This window comes from Nocardia jiangxiensis NBRC 101359 (assembly GCF_000308615.1).
Taxonomy (GTDB): domain Bacteria; phylum Actinomycetota; class Actinomycetes; order Mycobacteriales; family Mycobacteriaceae; genus Nocardia; species Nocardia jiangxiensis.
This window is the reverse complement of record NZ_BAGB01000027.1, coordinates 190,965-205,854: the sequence shown is the minus strand read 5'-3', so window position 1 is coordinate 205,854 and position 14,890 is coordinate 190,965. Positions and strand designations below refer to the sequence as shown.

Genomic DNA, 14,890 nt, shown 5'->3' with positions numbered 1-14,890 from the left:
ATACCGAGGACGGTGAACGCCGATGCAGTACAAGGTGACCCTGACACCGCAGGAACCGACATTGACCGTGAAAGTGTCGGCCGACTCGGCCGAGCAATTCACCGCCACGGTCACCGACCTGAGCCTGACGCACGCGGAAGTCGAGCCGGACGGGAAGGGAATCGACAAAGTCCTCGAAGCCGCGGCCAAACCCCTGGTCCAGGCACTGGTCAACAAACTCGTCCCGAGCCTGATCGGTCGCGTGAAGGGCCAGAAGCTCCCGTGCAAGCTCGACCATCCGGTCGGTTATCGGGTGAAGGTCCAGGACGTGCCGATCTGGGTCCAGGCGGCGAACCTCACGCTCGGTACGCACGAGACCCACCTACTGGCCACCGGCGAGATCGAGGTCCGGTCATGACCGCGCCCGGCCCGCTGTCCGTGCCGACGCCGCCCACCATGCCGCTGGCGCGCACGGTCGAGATGCCCGCACACATCGGCTACCCCTCGGGAGCCCTGTCGCTGCGGTTCACCGAGGTGACCGTCGAGCCGACGCGGGAGCCGGACGCCGTGGCCGTATCGGACGGCGACCGCACCGTGGTGGGACTGCCGCCGCTGCTGGTGCGCGCACGGTACGCGATCGACGCCACGCCCGACCGCGTCGCGACCGTCGACGGCGGCGGCGACCTGTCGCTGCTGCCGGAATCGGCCACCGCGCCCAGGTCCGGCGCCGAGACCGAAGCGCACCCGGAATGGCTCGACAACGCGCGGGACCAGCGAATGAGGTTGGCGCAGACCGAGAACGGCTGCAGTCTGCTCAATGTGTACGACCAGCACACGGACGTGTTCGCGGAGCTGTTCGACCCCAACTTGGGAACGTTCTCCGACGACATCTGGACCAAGCATGGCGGTACGGCCGCGATGGCGGCCGACACGCACAACGCGGTCACGAACGGCCAGGACGCGATCAACGACCCGGCGAAGTCGTACCAGCTGCACACCGGGGACATGGCGAGCTACAACGTCAATGCGTTCACCCGCCAGGTCGCGGCCGCCAGCTACACCCTCTACCTCGACCCCGACTACGACCCGTACGACTACCCGGACCGACAGCCCCAGCCCAAGTACCAGGAGGCCAGCCAGGCCACCTGGGACTTCGCAAACGCGGTGAAGGACAACGGGAACGACGACAAGGACGCCACCAACCCGATGACTCGGGACGAGGTCTATCAAGCGGTGATCGACCATCCGGGCCCCTCGACCGCGTCCGCATTTCCGCGCGAGCGGTTCGCCGCGGTGCTGTCCCCGTTCGCCGACGACGTCTGGGCGGGCTGGGACGACGACGAGCGCGACCTGATCCGAGAATTCCACCGCCAGGCGCGAGCCGGTCGCGAGGCGCTGCGCGCCGCCACGGCGCCGACTCCGCTGTTCGAGGGCGCGGGCAGCGGTGGGGTCACCGGCGCCGCCGTCGTGATCGACGCCGCCGGTGCGGTCCACGTCGAATTCCCGGATTTCGATCTGGCGCTGGATGATTCGGGGTGGACGGGCGCAGCTGCCGATATCGCGCGGGATCGGCTCAACGCCGCGGGATTCCTGGCCGGTCTGGTGCGCGACGCCGTCGCCGAACGACTGCGCGGCGCGGTCCTGGCGGGAGAGCCGAGCCTGCTCACGGATCCACCGCTGTGACCGCCACGGAGATCGTGCCGCCCGCGACCGTGCTGCGGTCGGGTCCGCGCGAGGACCCGGTCACGCAGGTGTGGCGGACACTGCTGGCCGACGACCTCGAGCGGTACCACGCACTGCTCGAGGAGGCGCTCGCACCGCAGCGCGATTACCTGACCGACACCGAGTGCGCGCTCTACACCGGTGGCAAGAAACTGCGCCCGCTGCTGCTGGCCCTGTCCGCGCACCTGGTGCACGGGCCGGGCGAGCTACCGGTGAAGGCGGCCCGCGGCGCGGTGTCGCTGGAGATGCTGCACGTCGCCACGCTGATCCACGACGACGTGATAGATCACTCGGCCGTGCGGCGGGGCCTGCCCTCGGTCAACTCCGCACGCGGGGCCGGGACGGCGATCCTGCTCGGCGACATGCAGTTCGTGCAGGCCGTGCGCGGGTTCGTGGAGTGCATCGACGTCGAACGAGACCTCGGCCTGGTCAAGTCCGTGCTGGACGTTGCCTTCCGGATCTGTTCCGGGGAACTGGACGAGCTGCGCGTGGACCCGTCGTGGCGCACGGAGATTCTGGTGGAACGCTATTGGCGCACGATCGATCGCAAGACGGCCGTGCTGTTCGCGCTCGCGTGCGAGTGCGGTATCGCGCTGGTCGACGGCCATACCCGTGATGTGCGGCGGATCGGCTGCTACGGCCGCCGGGTCGGGCGCGCGTTCCAGGTCATGGACGACCTGTTCGACCTGACCCAGGACGAGAGCGTCTCCGGGAAGCCGCGCGGCATCGATCTGGCCCGCCGTCGGCTGTCGCTGCCGATCGTGTACGCGATGGCGGAACTGGGTGACGAGCACAGGCTCAGTCGCGTGATGCGCGGCGCACAGCCCGTGCCCGACGATCTGACCGAACTGGTGAACGACGTCCGCACGACGGCAGGGTTCGCCCGCGCCTACGCGGACGCCCGCAGGCAGGCACTGGACGCGCTGGAGTATCTGCGGCCCTTTCCGCGCAACCCCTACCGCGATGCCCTCGAACGGATTGCGCTGCACGTCGTCGATAGAGACCGCTGACCACACCACCAGCACCACACCATCAGGAGGACATCGTGGGCGAAGGTTTGTTCCGATTCGTGTTCAACACGCTCCAACCCCGAATGGCCCAGCCCGACACCAGGTTCTATCTGCCCACGGTGCTGACCGGCCTGACCGACGAGGACGGCGACAAGGTCCTGCCGCTGCACTCCGACTCCTGGCCGATCGGCCCGCTGGAGGACGACAGCGCCGTGACCGTCACCACCATCTTCCACGACGAGTTCTACCTGTACCTCAAAAACGTGCTGATCAGGAAACACCCGGAGGAGTTCGACCCGCGCATCACCTCGGACCAGTTCGACGTCATCGCGACACCGGGGAACGACAAGCCGCAACTGAATCTCTCGAAGGCGAAGGTCGAGGGGCTGGAGAACGCCCGGCTCGAGTCCGACTTGACCGTGCAGCGCGCGGGCAACGGCTACACCTCGACCGTCACTATCGCCTTCGGAAAATTCCCGGATCTGCCGCAGGCACTCACGGTCTCCGGCGAGTACGTGCTCGACCAATCGCTCAGCATGGCCGATTCGGGGAAGAAGACGGTCACTGCCCAGCAGGAGAAGAAGGCGCCGTTCGACTGGCCCACCTTCGACCTGTCCTGCTCCGGGAGCTTCCAATCGTTCGTCACCACACTGTGGGCCGAGGTCGACTGGACCCTCTCGGTGGACGGGCAGGGGCAACCCCGGATCGAGATCGACGAGATACGCCTGCGCGGCCAGCACACCGGCGATGAGCCGACGCTGACATTGGACACGGTGAGTGTCGACAAGAGTGATCCGGGCCTCCTGCCGAAAGAGTTGGAGAAGGCCGCCAAGACCGCGTTCGACAGCAAGGCCGGCCGCGAGGGACTCATCGCGCGCATCAAGGAAACACTCGACGAACAGCACAACCGGGACAGTCTGGCTCGGGAGCTGACGACGAACCTGAGCTCGGTGCTGGACCGGTCCATCGGTCCGGCCGCCGGGGGAAAGTCGGTGGACGACAGCATATTCGCCCGCTTGGGCAGCGCGGTGAACAACTCGGCGAGCGACTACTATCTGCCCGCCGTGATCTTCGGGGTCACCTCACCGAAGCTCGATCCGTACCAGTTGAGCTCGATTCCGTTCCAGGTCGAGGTATGGGACACGCCGGTCGATGTCGCGTTGAACGATTGCGCGCTGGCCGGGATCGCCGACGCGATCGCGCCCGCCGACGATCTGGTATTCGACCCGGGTGTCACTGCGCGCGTGTGGTTTTCGACCCTGCCCGACCAGAGCACGGTGCGGTACCGCGACGCCGACGGACGGGAACAGACCGGGACACTGCACGCGCCGCTGAAGCTGACCGGCAACGCGGTGGTCACGATCGAGGGCCAGGACCCCATACAGGGGCCGTTCACCGTCACGGTCGCCTCGGCCACGGCCGACACCGTGCTCCCGACCAGCGGCGGCGCACACAACGCCCTGGACACCCTGACGATCACCTGCACGTCGCTGAGCATCGACGCCGACCCCGGCAACATCGACATCAACGTGGACATCGGCGACAGCTTCAAGGATCTCGTCAACGAGCAACTCAACACGACCGAGAACCGAAAACGGATCGTCGACGAGATCAACAAGAAGCTCGGGGAGTCCGGCACTCTCACCGACCTCGGCAACACGATCAGCGAAAACGTCAGGAGCACAATCACTTCCCGGCTGGACGGGTGACCCGTGACCACGCTGGACGACCTGCTGACCGCCGTCGCGAACCTCGTCACCGCGGGCACGTTCGCGATGGCGCCCGGCGCGCTGGGTTCCGACGGTATCCGCGTCCTGGTCACCGACTCGTTTCCGCTCGCCGACGGTAAGTGGGTGCTGACCGCTGTCCAGGGGCCGACGCGCCAGAACGACGCCGTAGTGCTGACCGGCACGTCCGCGACGTTGCTCGGCGTCAGCGCGCCTCGCCTGGCGTTGTCGTTCGACCTCGCCGACGCGGGCGCGCCCGCGCTGCGGGTTGTGCTGACCCCCGATCCGGACTCGTGGAATCCGGGCGTGTCCTTCCCTGACTGGCGGGAAACCGCTCCGGCGCTCACCGAGCTGGTGCTCGAGCGTCCGCGACTGGTGTGGTCGAGCCTCACGCGACCGGAGGCCGCGGCGGGCCTGAACGTTGCGGCGGACGACGTGTCGACCAAAGGTTCGCTGGCCGCGCTGGCCGTGTTCCCCGACCTGCGGTTGCCGCAGCCGCGCGGGGCGATCACCGGCGGTACGCCCCCGACGACCCGGATCGTGACCGAGCCCTCCCCGGCGCTGACGATCGGCGGCCTGTCGCTGCCGCTGACCTTCACGGCGGTGGCGGCGGCCGAGCCGGGGCCGTGCCTGGAGTTCGGCAGTGCCGTCCACATCGGCCACGGGGTGCCCGATATCGCGGTGTCGGCGCGCACCAGCGACCTGAGCGGCTACCTCATCCTCGACGCCGACCTCACGACGGCGTCCTCTTACGCGCTGTCGGCCTTCGCGGACTTCCTGCACGACGCACCGGTCGCCGACCTGGTGCGGGACGTGCTGACGGTGCCCGAGACCATCCTGCTCACCCACCTGAGCGCGGTGATCGGCCTCGACCCGGCCCGGTTGGCCTCGGTCGCGGTCACGGTCGGCACGGGCCGGTCGCTGGACGTGATACCCGGCCAGGTGTCGATTCCGAGCGTCAGCGCGACGTTCACCGTCGAGGATCCGGTGGGACGGCGAACGATTTCGGCGTTGCTGGCCGGCACGTTCCGGTTCCTCGACGAGTACGACCTCGAAATCTCGGCGTACTACACGAAGTCGAGCATCAGATTCGACGGCGCGCTCGACCCGGACACCAGCATCCAGCTGTCCCGAATCATCGAGAAGTACGTACCGAGCGCGACCTGGCTGCCCGAGCTGACGCTCAACCGGCTGGAAGTCTCCGCGGACCTGCGCGACAAGCAGTACTCGTTCGGCCTGGCCATCGCCAGCGACTGGCCGATCCCGCTCGGGCCCGCCACATTCCACCTCACCGGGGGCTCGTTGGACCTCGACTATCAGGCGGACACCGGGTTCGACGGCACGGTCACCGCCACCGCCGCGCTCACCGGCCGCTCGGGAGAGCAGGTCGCCTCGTTCGACGCGTCGCTCGCGGTGCGCTCGACCGGGTTCGAGCTGAAGGGTGTGGTGCCGGAGGTGTCGCTGACGGGACTGGCCGGGGCGTTCTCCGGATCGGACGTTCTCGCCTCGTCGGGTCTGCCCGCGATCACCCTGAAGAATTCCAGCGTTCTGGTGCACCATGGCCAGGACGCCGCCCGCGAGCTGCGCGTCACGAAGAGCGCGAGCTACGAATTCGCCGCGGCGACAGAGGTTTCCGATGCCACGCTCGGGTCGGTCCAGTTGTTCCTCGCTGCCCGTCGGCCCGGCTCCTCCGCACTGATGGCGGCCTACCGGAACGAGCGAATGGCCGCCGCCGACACCGACCAGGCCGGGTTCGTGGTCGGCATCGTGGTCGCGCCCAACTGGAACCCCGGCACGATCTGGGGCGACATCGGCGGGGTCTTCGACTATCTGGTGATCCGCGACGCCGGGATACTGGTGTCGACGGACAAGTGGGCCGGGCCGTTCCCGGATCTGAAGCTGCCCCGGCTGCCCGAGACGATCAATCCCGGCGTGACGTTCATCGGCTCGCTGTTGCTCACGGACAAGGCGCTGAGCGTCCTGTCCCACGTGCTGCCCGCGGATGTCGAACTCGACCTGTCCGCCGACATCAACACGAAGAAACTGCTCGACTCGAGCATCCAGGGCATCCTGCCCCACCCCGCCCGTTTCCACTCGGTCGACTTCACCAAGCTGGTCGTCACGTTGACGACGACCAGGTTCAGCGTCGAAGCCGACGTCACGTTCACCGTGCAGGACGAGAAGGTCCCCCTCGTCGGTCGCGGCGTGATCGGTCTGGCGCTACCGCCCACTCTCACTCTGTCGGTATCCATCGAGCACTGGGTCGCGCCCTTCGGCATCAGCGGGCTCACCATCGATGAGTTCGGCCTCGACATCGGCGTCGAGGACACCGGACTGTCGGTCGGCCTGCTCGGGAAGTTCCTGATCGGCGCCGGGCCCGACGCCTTCGCACTCACCATCGGCGGTGAGTTGACCGATCTCTATGAGCCGAGCGCATTCGTGTTCGGTCTCGACCCGACGTCCGGCCACGAACTCACCCTCGCCGCGATCGTCGGACAGTTCACCGGCACTGACCTACACAGCGTTCCCCTGTTGGACAGCATCGCGATCACCCGACTCGACTGCTACGTGGTGGCCGACCCCAACGGCTGGACCGCTCCCAACGGGCATCTCTACCCGAAAGGCTTCGGGCTGGACGCCGACGTCCGGTTCTTCGAGTGGACGCTCGAGATCAAAGCCGTGCTGGGAGACAAGGGCATCGCTGCGGCGGGCTCGATCGAACCGGCAATCGTCTTCGGCAAACTGTTCGCCCTGTCGGACGCCACGGGCAAGACCGGACCGCACGTCGCGATCGACACCACGGCGCTGGGAAAACCCGGCACGACGTACTTCGACGCATCGGGGCAGGTCGAACTTCTCGGCTTGGTCGAGACGTTCACCGGCCACGCCAGCAACGACGGGTTCGCGTTCTCGTTCCACACGGACCTGAAACTCTTCACCACCGACGTGAGTGCCGCGTTGTCCAAGAGTGGATTCACGGGCGAATTCGAAGGCGACTACGACTTCGACCTCACACTGCAAAGTGATGTCGAAGTCGATGGAATCACTGTGCTCCCGAAGGGTTTCCGGATTCATGGCCCCCGCGCGAGCCTCGATGTCGGCTGCGCGGTGTCCATGAGCGCGGCGAGCCTGCACGCGAACCTCGACTTCACTTGGTGCGGAGTGCATTTCAACCCGGCCATGAAGCTCACGGTCACCGCCGACATATTCACCGACCTCGGCAAGGCGATCCTGCTCTGGATTTCCGACAACGCGGCCACGTTCTTCGCGGACATTCTCGACGACGTGAAGGTATGGCTCTCACTGCTCATGCAGGGCGTGCTGTGGATCGGGCAGACCGCGGTAGAACTCGTCAGGGTGCTGTTCAAGCACTTCGCGCAGTCGGTGGCACAGGTCGCCGACGCGATGCTCGACCTCGACAAGTTCGACATCCCCACCCTCGCTTCGGCCCTGGTGGAGGTATGCGGCATCACCATGAACGAGGCCCTGAAGCTGCTGGAAAAGAACTGCGCCATCACCAAAGCGGCCAATGCCCTCTGAGCACGCGCGGAACTCGTTGCGCCACTGAAGTTCTCAATGTCCCTTGTGAATTCAACGCCCTCCGAAAGGATTTCCCGTGAGCGACGTCGCAGTCGGATTGTCCACCGACACACTGAACGACATCATCGGGCACGTGTATCAGCGGCAGTACCCGCAGTATTGGCGGGACAGCACCACATTCACCCAGAGCGGCACGACCTACGAGCTGTCCTGGGACGTCGTGCAAGTGCCGGTGTTCGACCTGAAATCCGTTGTCGACCATGACGCCCTGGCGGCCGATGTCGTCGGCGACGGAGAACTCGCGGAAATCACCCGCGCGGAACTTCTGCGGAGCGTCGCCGCGACCTACGAGTCCCAGGTGTTCCATCTCGACTTTCCGCAGGTGAAGCTGACGCTGACGATGAACGGCACACCGGCCCAGGACACCGCCACCGTCCAAATCGCCGCCAGCGTGGACACATCCGGCAACGACCTCGTCCTCGAGCCACTCAGCGCCACCGTCTCGACCGGGTACAAGTTCCCCGACTGGGTGTACAACGACAAGGTCGTCCCGATCATGCTCGACGCCGCCCGCCGGCTGCTCGCCGGTGTGCCCGTGCCGATTCCGGAGATCGACGGGATCACGCTCACGCAGCCGGTCGTCGTGGTGACGGCCGACCATCTCGTGTGCACCGCGAACGTCGCGGGCGGATCGCTGCCGAGCCAGCAGGCCGAGAGTTGGCCCGACGAACCGTTTTTCGTCGTCCTCGGCCCAGACGCGGTCCGAGCCGTCACGGCCATCGGAACCCGCGACCTGGAAGGGCATACGGAGAAGCCGCACGACGAGACGAACGTCGGAATCGGCACGGCGTACTACAAGGCGACCATCACCATGTACGACCTCCGCGTCGACGGCCAGGTGTCGGACGATCGCACGATCAGCGTCGCGGCCACGGTGACCGGTGGCGGCTCGGCCGGAATCAACTGGATCCTGGGCGGGTCGACGGACGGGTTCTTCGATCTGGACCTGACCCCGGACCCGGTCGCGACCGTTCAACTGGACCTCGACGACACGAAGCTGTCGGCGAAGACCACCGGCGTGAACGACTTCGACCTCCACCTCACCCCCACGTCGGGCGACATCGTCAGCGTCGTACTGTCTTTCGTCGCCAACGCCCTGTCCGGGTACATCAGCCCGTATGTCCGCGACGCCCTGACCGGGCTGTCGTTCGACGTCTACACGGTGCCCACCCTGCACGTGGACGTCGACACCGTGCGTTTCGACGCGACACCACTGAACCTCCGCCTGTCCGCCGACGACGGCACGGTCGCGATCGGCGGACGGCTGGAGATCACCGACCGGTGACGGTCATTCGGGCTCTTCGTCGCCGTCGACCCGCCATTTGTTCCGGTAACTGGGGGCCGACCTATCCCACCGTTCTGTGCGATAGGTTTGCCCTTCCCAGTCGAACTGAAGATCATTGATCGCGACAAGAGCGTAAGGATCAGCGGTCAGGAGCCGTGCCGCGGCTTCGGCGGCGGCGTTGTAGAACTTCGGCTGCTGCTTCCGCTGGTTGTACGCGGGATTGTCATGAGGGTTGGGATCGGGCTTGTAGGTGCCGCGTAGCTCTTGCGATTCTGTCTTCTTCGGGCTCTCGGACCGCGTTACCGAGACCCGCACAACCACTTTGATACCACGAACACGGCCCTTGGTCCTCAGCTCCTGTCCAACCGGGTAACCCTCATCAATGGTGACTTTCGTGATGGGCATGGTCGTCGGACTCCTCCCCGAAGGCAGTGGTCCCCAGTCCTTCGCCGGTCGACCAACCTTCGATTGCCTTGTCTACCAAGGGTATTCACAACATCATACGGCAGACCGGGCTCTATGACGACTACCTCACCACCGCACAGCCGATCATCACGAGGCCGCAGTTCCTCGGAGCCATCATGTCGCGCACCACGACGCCGATCGTCGCGACGGCGACAGGAAACGGCACCCCGATGACGGCCGGCCCGGATCGCGGCCCCCGGTAGGACTGTATGTTCCTCTGTCGCAACGCATTGCGACCCGGACCAAGCGGCCGACGCGGCGCGGGGCCCCTCGAGCGACTCCCGGTTGGACCTGTCCTCGCCAAATGCGTCGCCGCGACGGAAGCGGAAGCGCGCCGGTACGCTGAACAACTGATCATCGCAATGCCTGATGGAAAGTTGTTCATCAGCGCGGACATCCTGAACATGATGCGCGCCAACGGGTGGCCCGAGCTCCGCGAACGCCGGAACGTCGGTCCGATGCTGTTACGTCTGCGCCGACGAGGATATGTGACGAAGGTCGGTGAACGATCCACCAGCGCACGATCACACGGCGGGGTGACATCGGAGTGGCAACGCACTCGACAACCGTCGTGAGTCGCCGAATGCGCCAGTGCCGACACGTAACCACCTCAACGTAGGGGTATCCGCCATTGGTCACGAAAATCGTTGCTGCCGCGCGTGTCTTGAAACTCGTAATCTTCGCAGGATCGTTCACGCGGGACGCGTTCGGGCCAGAGCGACCAGACGATCACCATCACCGGCAGGCCCACCGCCACGGCGTACCCGAGCACGATCACTCGATCAACCCGGCATCGACGTTTGAGCCAGCGCGCGAAACTCAGCCGGGGGCGGACGGATTCCACGCAGGCGATGGACATGATGCCGTTCAGTTCCAGTACGTCGAGATGGTCCGGGCCGGGAATGATGACCGCGTCAACGTCTGCCGCGCGCACTTGGTCGACCAACGGGATCACCGAGTCTTCGGGTGCCCAGACGATGAGGTAGCCGAGATGCCGTGCGAGACGTTGAACCTGGGCGCGGTCCCAGTGCGGCGCGACGCTCACCTCGAGATTGATCCAACCGAACGCAGTCGGTCGTGTACGCATCCGGTCCCCCTGCTGCCGTAGTGGTTCGTACCCACCGCCGGAGAATCGAGTTCGGCCCGGCGGCAGGGCCGAATTCGACGCTATGCGGGCAACGTTGGCGCACCTACGGTTTCGGCGTCCACAGGTGTCCGCAGCCCCGTTAGGCTGGAGTGGTGGAAACAGGGGCGATCATGCGGGCCGCTCGTGAAGCAGCCGGTATCTCTGTGCGCGCGATGGCGGAACGGACTTTCTACAGCCGGTCGTATCTCTCAGCGATCGAGACGGGACAACGGCCGGTGCCTGCTGGGGTGTCCGCTGCTTACGAGCGGGTACTGGGGACTACAGACCTCGGCCGTCTGACCGTCGCGGCGAGATCGGCCTCGAGCGTGGATGCCGGCGCCCTGTCCGAAGTGAGCGCGATGCTGGCCGCTACTCGGCGTATCGAGGATGCGGCCGGTGCTCTCGCGGTCCTCCCAGCGGTGCGCGGAATGTCCGCCATGACCGAGCAATTCGCGCGTGAGGCTCAGACGGCGCGACCCGACGCGGTGGTACTCGCTTCCGAGATGACGCAGTATCGGGGCTGGCTCGAGCATGCGGTAGGCGCGGACACCGCCGCCCAGCGCAGCCTGACTACAGCGGTGGAACTGGCGGCGGAATCCGGCGACCCGGACCGACTTGTTCACAGTCTCGGTTTCGCCGGATATGTCGCGTGGAGCGCGACAGGGGATTATGGCGAAGTGATCGCCTTTTCGGACGCGGCGCTGGCCGTCCGTGGCGCGCATCCAGTCCTTGCCGCCTACGCCCGGATGCGCCGGGCCGAGCTATTGGCCGCCCGCGGCGAGACGCGGGAAGCCCGCAGTGCGCTGGCCGCCGCCGACGCCGCGACCGAGGCCGCACACGGCGTCGAACCACCGGAGGCAATGTACTGGTGGACACCAGGATTCGGCGGAGTGCAGCGCGGCGGCGTCCTGTCCTTGCTGGGGGATACGACCCACGCGATCGAGGAAGCCACGGACGGCCTGGCCGAAATGCCTGTCGAGCACCGCCGGACCGAATGGCTCGCATCGGCACTGCGCCGCGTCGACCCGGACATGAACCCGGTCAGCGGGTAGAACAGTGGCCCAGTTCGTGCGGACCGGTGGGACCTCGCCACCAGCGACCTTCGCAAGCTCACGCACCGAGTCGGCGCCGTCACCGCGTAGACAACCAGGGCTGAGAAACAACGGCCAGGAGAGTAGTTCGCCTACTGCGATGCCTACATGGCTCTGCTATTCCTCAACCGTGGCGACAGTGCCTCTCATCTGGCCGAACTGTGTAGGGCGGATAAGGTTCAAACCCACGCCAGCGCCCGGAGCGCGCGCCGCGCCGTCCCAGGGCAGGCCCGCGGCCTGCCCTCACCGCCTGCCCAGGGCCGCAGAGGTCTCCGGAATCCAGGGAACGCGCCGGAGCGCGTGCGCGACCAAATTTCCTCGACCACCGAAACGTCAGCACCGCGCCGGTGCGAAATTCAGCCGTGCCGGGCGCGGACCCTGGAATCTGGAGGAGCGGGCCGCGCAATGCGGCGGCGTGCAGGGAATCCGAACCGGACCCACCTAATCGAACCGGCCCAGCACCGGACCAGGAACCCGGACGGGTTCGCGCCCAACTCAGCTACTCACGCGCAACATCTGCTCTGGACGTGACTACCGCGCAGCGCTCCAGACGTCACCGCCACGTACGCACCAATCTGTACCGGCAAAATCTACGGCTCGACGAGCGTTGTGCCGCATCAACCCGGCTAACCGAATCAGCATTTTCGCTGGTAGAAGGGGATTTGTGGGGCGGGTGGGGCTCGAACCCACGACCAGCGGATTATGAGTCCGCGGCTCTAACCGACTGAGCTACCGCCCCCGACCGCGTATAACTGCGGGCAGGGCGATGGTACCGAATCGGGAGTCTGTTCGCCTATTCGGACCGGTGGGGGCTCGGTGATGTGCGGGACGCGGTGTAGCGGATAGTGTGGCCGGTGAAGGGGACGGACGGGAGGATCGGCGTGGCGGATCTGTTCGTGAAGGTGTTGCGGGCGCATCAGTGGGTGTACGAGCACAGTGGCGGGCTGGTGGGGCATCGGCTGCTGGCGGGTAATCCGACGTTGCTGTTGCGGACGGTCGGGCGGAAGTCGGGGCAGGCCCGGACGAATGCGCTGACCTACGCGCGCGACGGGCAGGACTATCTGGTGACCGCGTCGAACGGCGGATCACCGCGGCCGCCGGGATGGCTGGCGAATCTGAAAGCCGCGCCGGACTGCGAGATTCAGGTCGGCCGCCGAAAGATCGCGGTGCACGCACAGGCGACCTACCCCGACGACGCGAACTACGCGCGACGCTGGGGACTGGTCGACAAGGTGAATAAGGGGCGATACACGCAGTACCAGAAGCAGACCGAGCGGCCGATCGCGGTCGTCGTACTCAGTCCGCGCTGACAGACTTCACGTCCTGTCACACTTCACGTCCTGCCGCGCTTCACATCTCGTCGCGACATTCGAGCCAGGTCGCGAGACCGCGCCGAATCCGGGCGTGCGGATTCCGGCTCAGCTGTCCGGGTCGCGAATCATCCAGCGGTCGAGGATGATTCGCTCGAACCGTCTCCGCGATCTGCGCGGCGGCGCGGAAGACGCTCCTGCCGTGCGAATCTCGCGCGCAGCGGTCATTCGGCCGCAGCGGAGGCTCGGCCCCTTCCAGGTCGGACGATCCCGAGCGAGGGCGTTCAGACCGTCAGAATGGTGCGTCCGACCGCCGCATGTGACTGGATCGCCGTTTCGAAGCCGCCCCACCGCTGCCGACTGCGACGGCCCGGTTCCGTCCCGGGAGACGATCCCGAGCGAGGGTGTTCAGACCGTCAGGATCGTGCGTCCGACCGCGGTACGTGACTCGATGGCCGTATGGGCCGCAGCCGCCTCTGCGAGCGGGAAGCTCTGCCCTACAACGACTTCCAGATTTCCCGCGCCCGCCTCGGTGAGTGCGCGGCGACCGAGGGCCTGCCAGTCCAGATCGTCCTTGGTCATCTCCAACAGCGTTCGCACCGTAATGCCATGTGCGGCCGCATATTCGGCCGGGTTCTCCAGGAATCCGCCTGCGGCGTTGCCGTATCCGAGGAAGCGGCCACCGGGCGCGACGACACTCAGCGCAGCGGTACCGATCGGTCCGCCCGTGCCGTCGAGCACCACGCTCACACCCGCGCCATCGGTCGTCTCGCGGACTCGATCCACCCAGCCGGGATCCTCGTAGTCGAGTGCCACCTTCGCGCCGAGACGTTGCGCCAGTGCGAGTTTCATCTCGCCGTGCGCCGCCGCGATGACCGAGGCGCCGGCCGCCGTCGCCCATTGCGTGAGCAGCGTGCCCAATCCGCCGCCCGCGGCAGTGATCAGCACCCACTCCCCCGGGCGGATCCGAGCCTGCTCGGCGAGCATCAGCGAGGTTCGTCCGTCGTGCACCAGGGCGGCGGCCCGGACGTCGTCCAGGCCGTCGGGGATCTCGACCAGCGTCTGCGCCTTCGCCAGCGCCTTGGTCGCATAACCGCCGATGGGCAGTCCGCCGCCGATGCCGCTGGCCGCGGTGGCCGTGGCCACTCGTTTGCCGATCCAGCCGGGATCCACGTCCTCGCCGACGGCCGAGACCACACCGGCGACCGCGCCGCCGGGCACGTACGGCGGCTCGACCGGGAAGAAGTCCCGGCCCCACCCGCCGCGCAGCCGCACGTCCAGGAACATCACATCGGCCGCCGCGACATCCACGACCACCTGCCCCGGTCCGGCGACCGGATCGGGTACTTCGGTCGCGACCAGCACTTCCGGTCCCCCGAACGACTTCGCTTCCACCACATACATGTTCGGTCACATCCTCTCGTCTCGAACGATGCGACCAGCCTGATACCTCGAGCTATGTTGAGGTCAACCCCTGTTCGCCGAGAGCGAGAACATGTCGCGAAGGATTTGCCGGTCACCGTCGGATCCGACTAGAATCAGCGCCGAGGGGAGTACTTCCCAAGCGCTATACCG

Annotated in this window: 11 protein-coding genes and 1 tRNA gene; 8 read left to right on the top strand and 4 right to left on the bottom strand. The window is 66.5% G+C overall.

The genetic code is table 11. The features are described from left to right. Positions 1–22: 22 nt before the first annotated feature. The 6 genes from ON40_RS09380 (at position 23) to ON40_RS09355 (ending at position 9,323) form a co-directional block, all read left to right on the top strand. Positions 23–397, top strand: a complete 375-nt coding sequence (locus tag ON40_RS09380; protein WP_040820625.1) for a hypothetical protein — start codon at positions 23–25, stop codon at positions 395–397. Continuing rightward, positions 394–1,662: a hypothetical protein gene (locus ON40_RS09375; protein ID WP_040820624.1), complete on the top strand. Its 1,269-nt coding sequence runs from the start codon at positions 394–396 to the stop codon at positions 1,660–1,662. The genes ON40_RS09380 and ON40_RS09375 overlap by 4 nt, the downstream gene beginning before the upstream one ends. After that, positions 1,659–2,711 carry a polyprenyl synthetase family protein gene (locus ON40_RS09370; RefSeq protein ID WP_218008760.1) on the top strand — a complete coding sequence of 351 codons (1,053 nt, stop codon included), beginning with the start codon at positions 1,659–1,661 and terminating at the stop codon, positions 2,709–2,711. The genes ON40_RS09375 and ON40_RS09370 overlap by 4 nt, the downstream gene beginning before the upstream one ends. A gap of 35 nt (positions 2,712–2,746) precedes the next feature. Then, positions 2,747–4,420 (top strand): hypothetical protein, encoded by a 1,674-nt coding sequence (locus tag ON40_RS09365; RefSeq protein WP_157186244.1) that lies wholly within the window; start codon positions 2,747–2,749, stop codon positions 4,418–4,420. Positions 4,421–4,423: 3 nt separating this feature from the next. Continuing rightward, on the top strand, positions 4,424–7,978 hold the full coding sequence (locus tag ON40_RS09360; protein ID WP_040820621.1) for a hypothetical protein: 3,555 nt from the start codon (positions 4,424–4,426) through the stop codon (positions 7,976–7,978). 76 nt (positions 7,979–8,054) lie between these two features. Then, a complete protein-coding gene (locus tag ON40_RS09355; protein WP_040820620.1) occupies positions 8,055–9,323 on the top strand; it encodes a hypothetical protein in 1,269 nt (422 codons plus the stop codon). Between the two features lie 3 nt (positions 9,324–9,326). On the opposite strand, the gene ON40_RS09350 is transcribed toward ON40_RS09355, so the two are convergent. Both ON40_RS09350 and ON40_RS54445 read right to left on the bottom strand, forming a co-directional pair. Then, positions 9,327–9,728, bottom strand: coding sequence for a hypothetical protein (locus tag ON40_RS09350; protein WP_040820619.1), 402 nt, complete (start codon positions 9,726–9,728; stop codon positions 9,327–9,329). A gap of 670 nt (positions 9,729–10,398) precedes the next feature. After that, positions 10,399–10,833 (bottom strand): hypothetical protein, encoded by a 435-nt coding sequence (locus tag ON40_RS54445; RefSeq protein WP_245567727.1) that lies wholly within the window; start codon positions 10,831–10,833, stop codon positions 10,399–10,401. Positions 10,834–11,027: 194 nt separating this feature from the next. Between ON40_RS54445 and ON40_RS09330 the strand changes: the two genes are divergently transcribed. Next, positions 11,028–11,966 (top strand): helix-turn-helix domain-containing protein, encoded by a 939-nt coding sequence (locus ON40_RS09330; RefSeq protein WP_169541841.1) that lies wholly within the window; start codon positions 11,028–11,030, stop codon positions 11,964–11,966. Between the two features lie 704 nt (positions 11,967–12,670). Here ON40_RS09330 and ON40_RS09325 read toward each other — a convergent pair. Then, positions 12,671–12,744 (bottom strand) — tRNA-Ile (locus tag ON40_RS09325). A gap of 142 nt (positions 12,745–12,886) precedes the next feature. Here ON40_RS09325 and ON40_RS09320 point away from each other — a divergent pair. Then, positions 12,887–13,315 (top strand): nitroreductase family deazaflavin-dependent oxidoreductase, encoded by a 429-nt coding sequence (locus ON40_RS09320; protein ID WP_174435021.1) that lies wholly within the window; start codon positions 12,887–12,889, stop codon positions 13,313–13,315. A 408-nt stretch (positions 13,316–13,723) separates the two neighbouring features. On the opposite strand, the gene ON40_RS09315 is transcribed toward ON40_RS09320, so the two are convergent. Next, positions 13,724–14,719, bottom strand: coding sequence for a zinc-binding dehydrogenase (locus ON40_RS09315; RefSeq protein ID WP_040820614.1), 996 nt, complete (start codon positions 14,717–14,719; stop codon positions 13,724–13,726). Positions 14,720–14,890 lie beyond the last annotated feature (171 nt).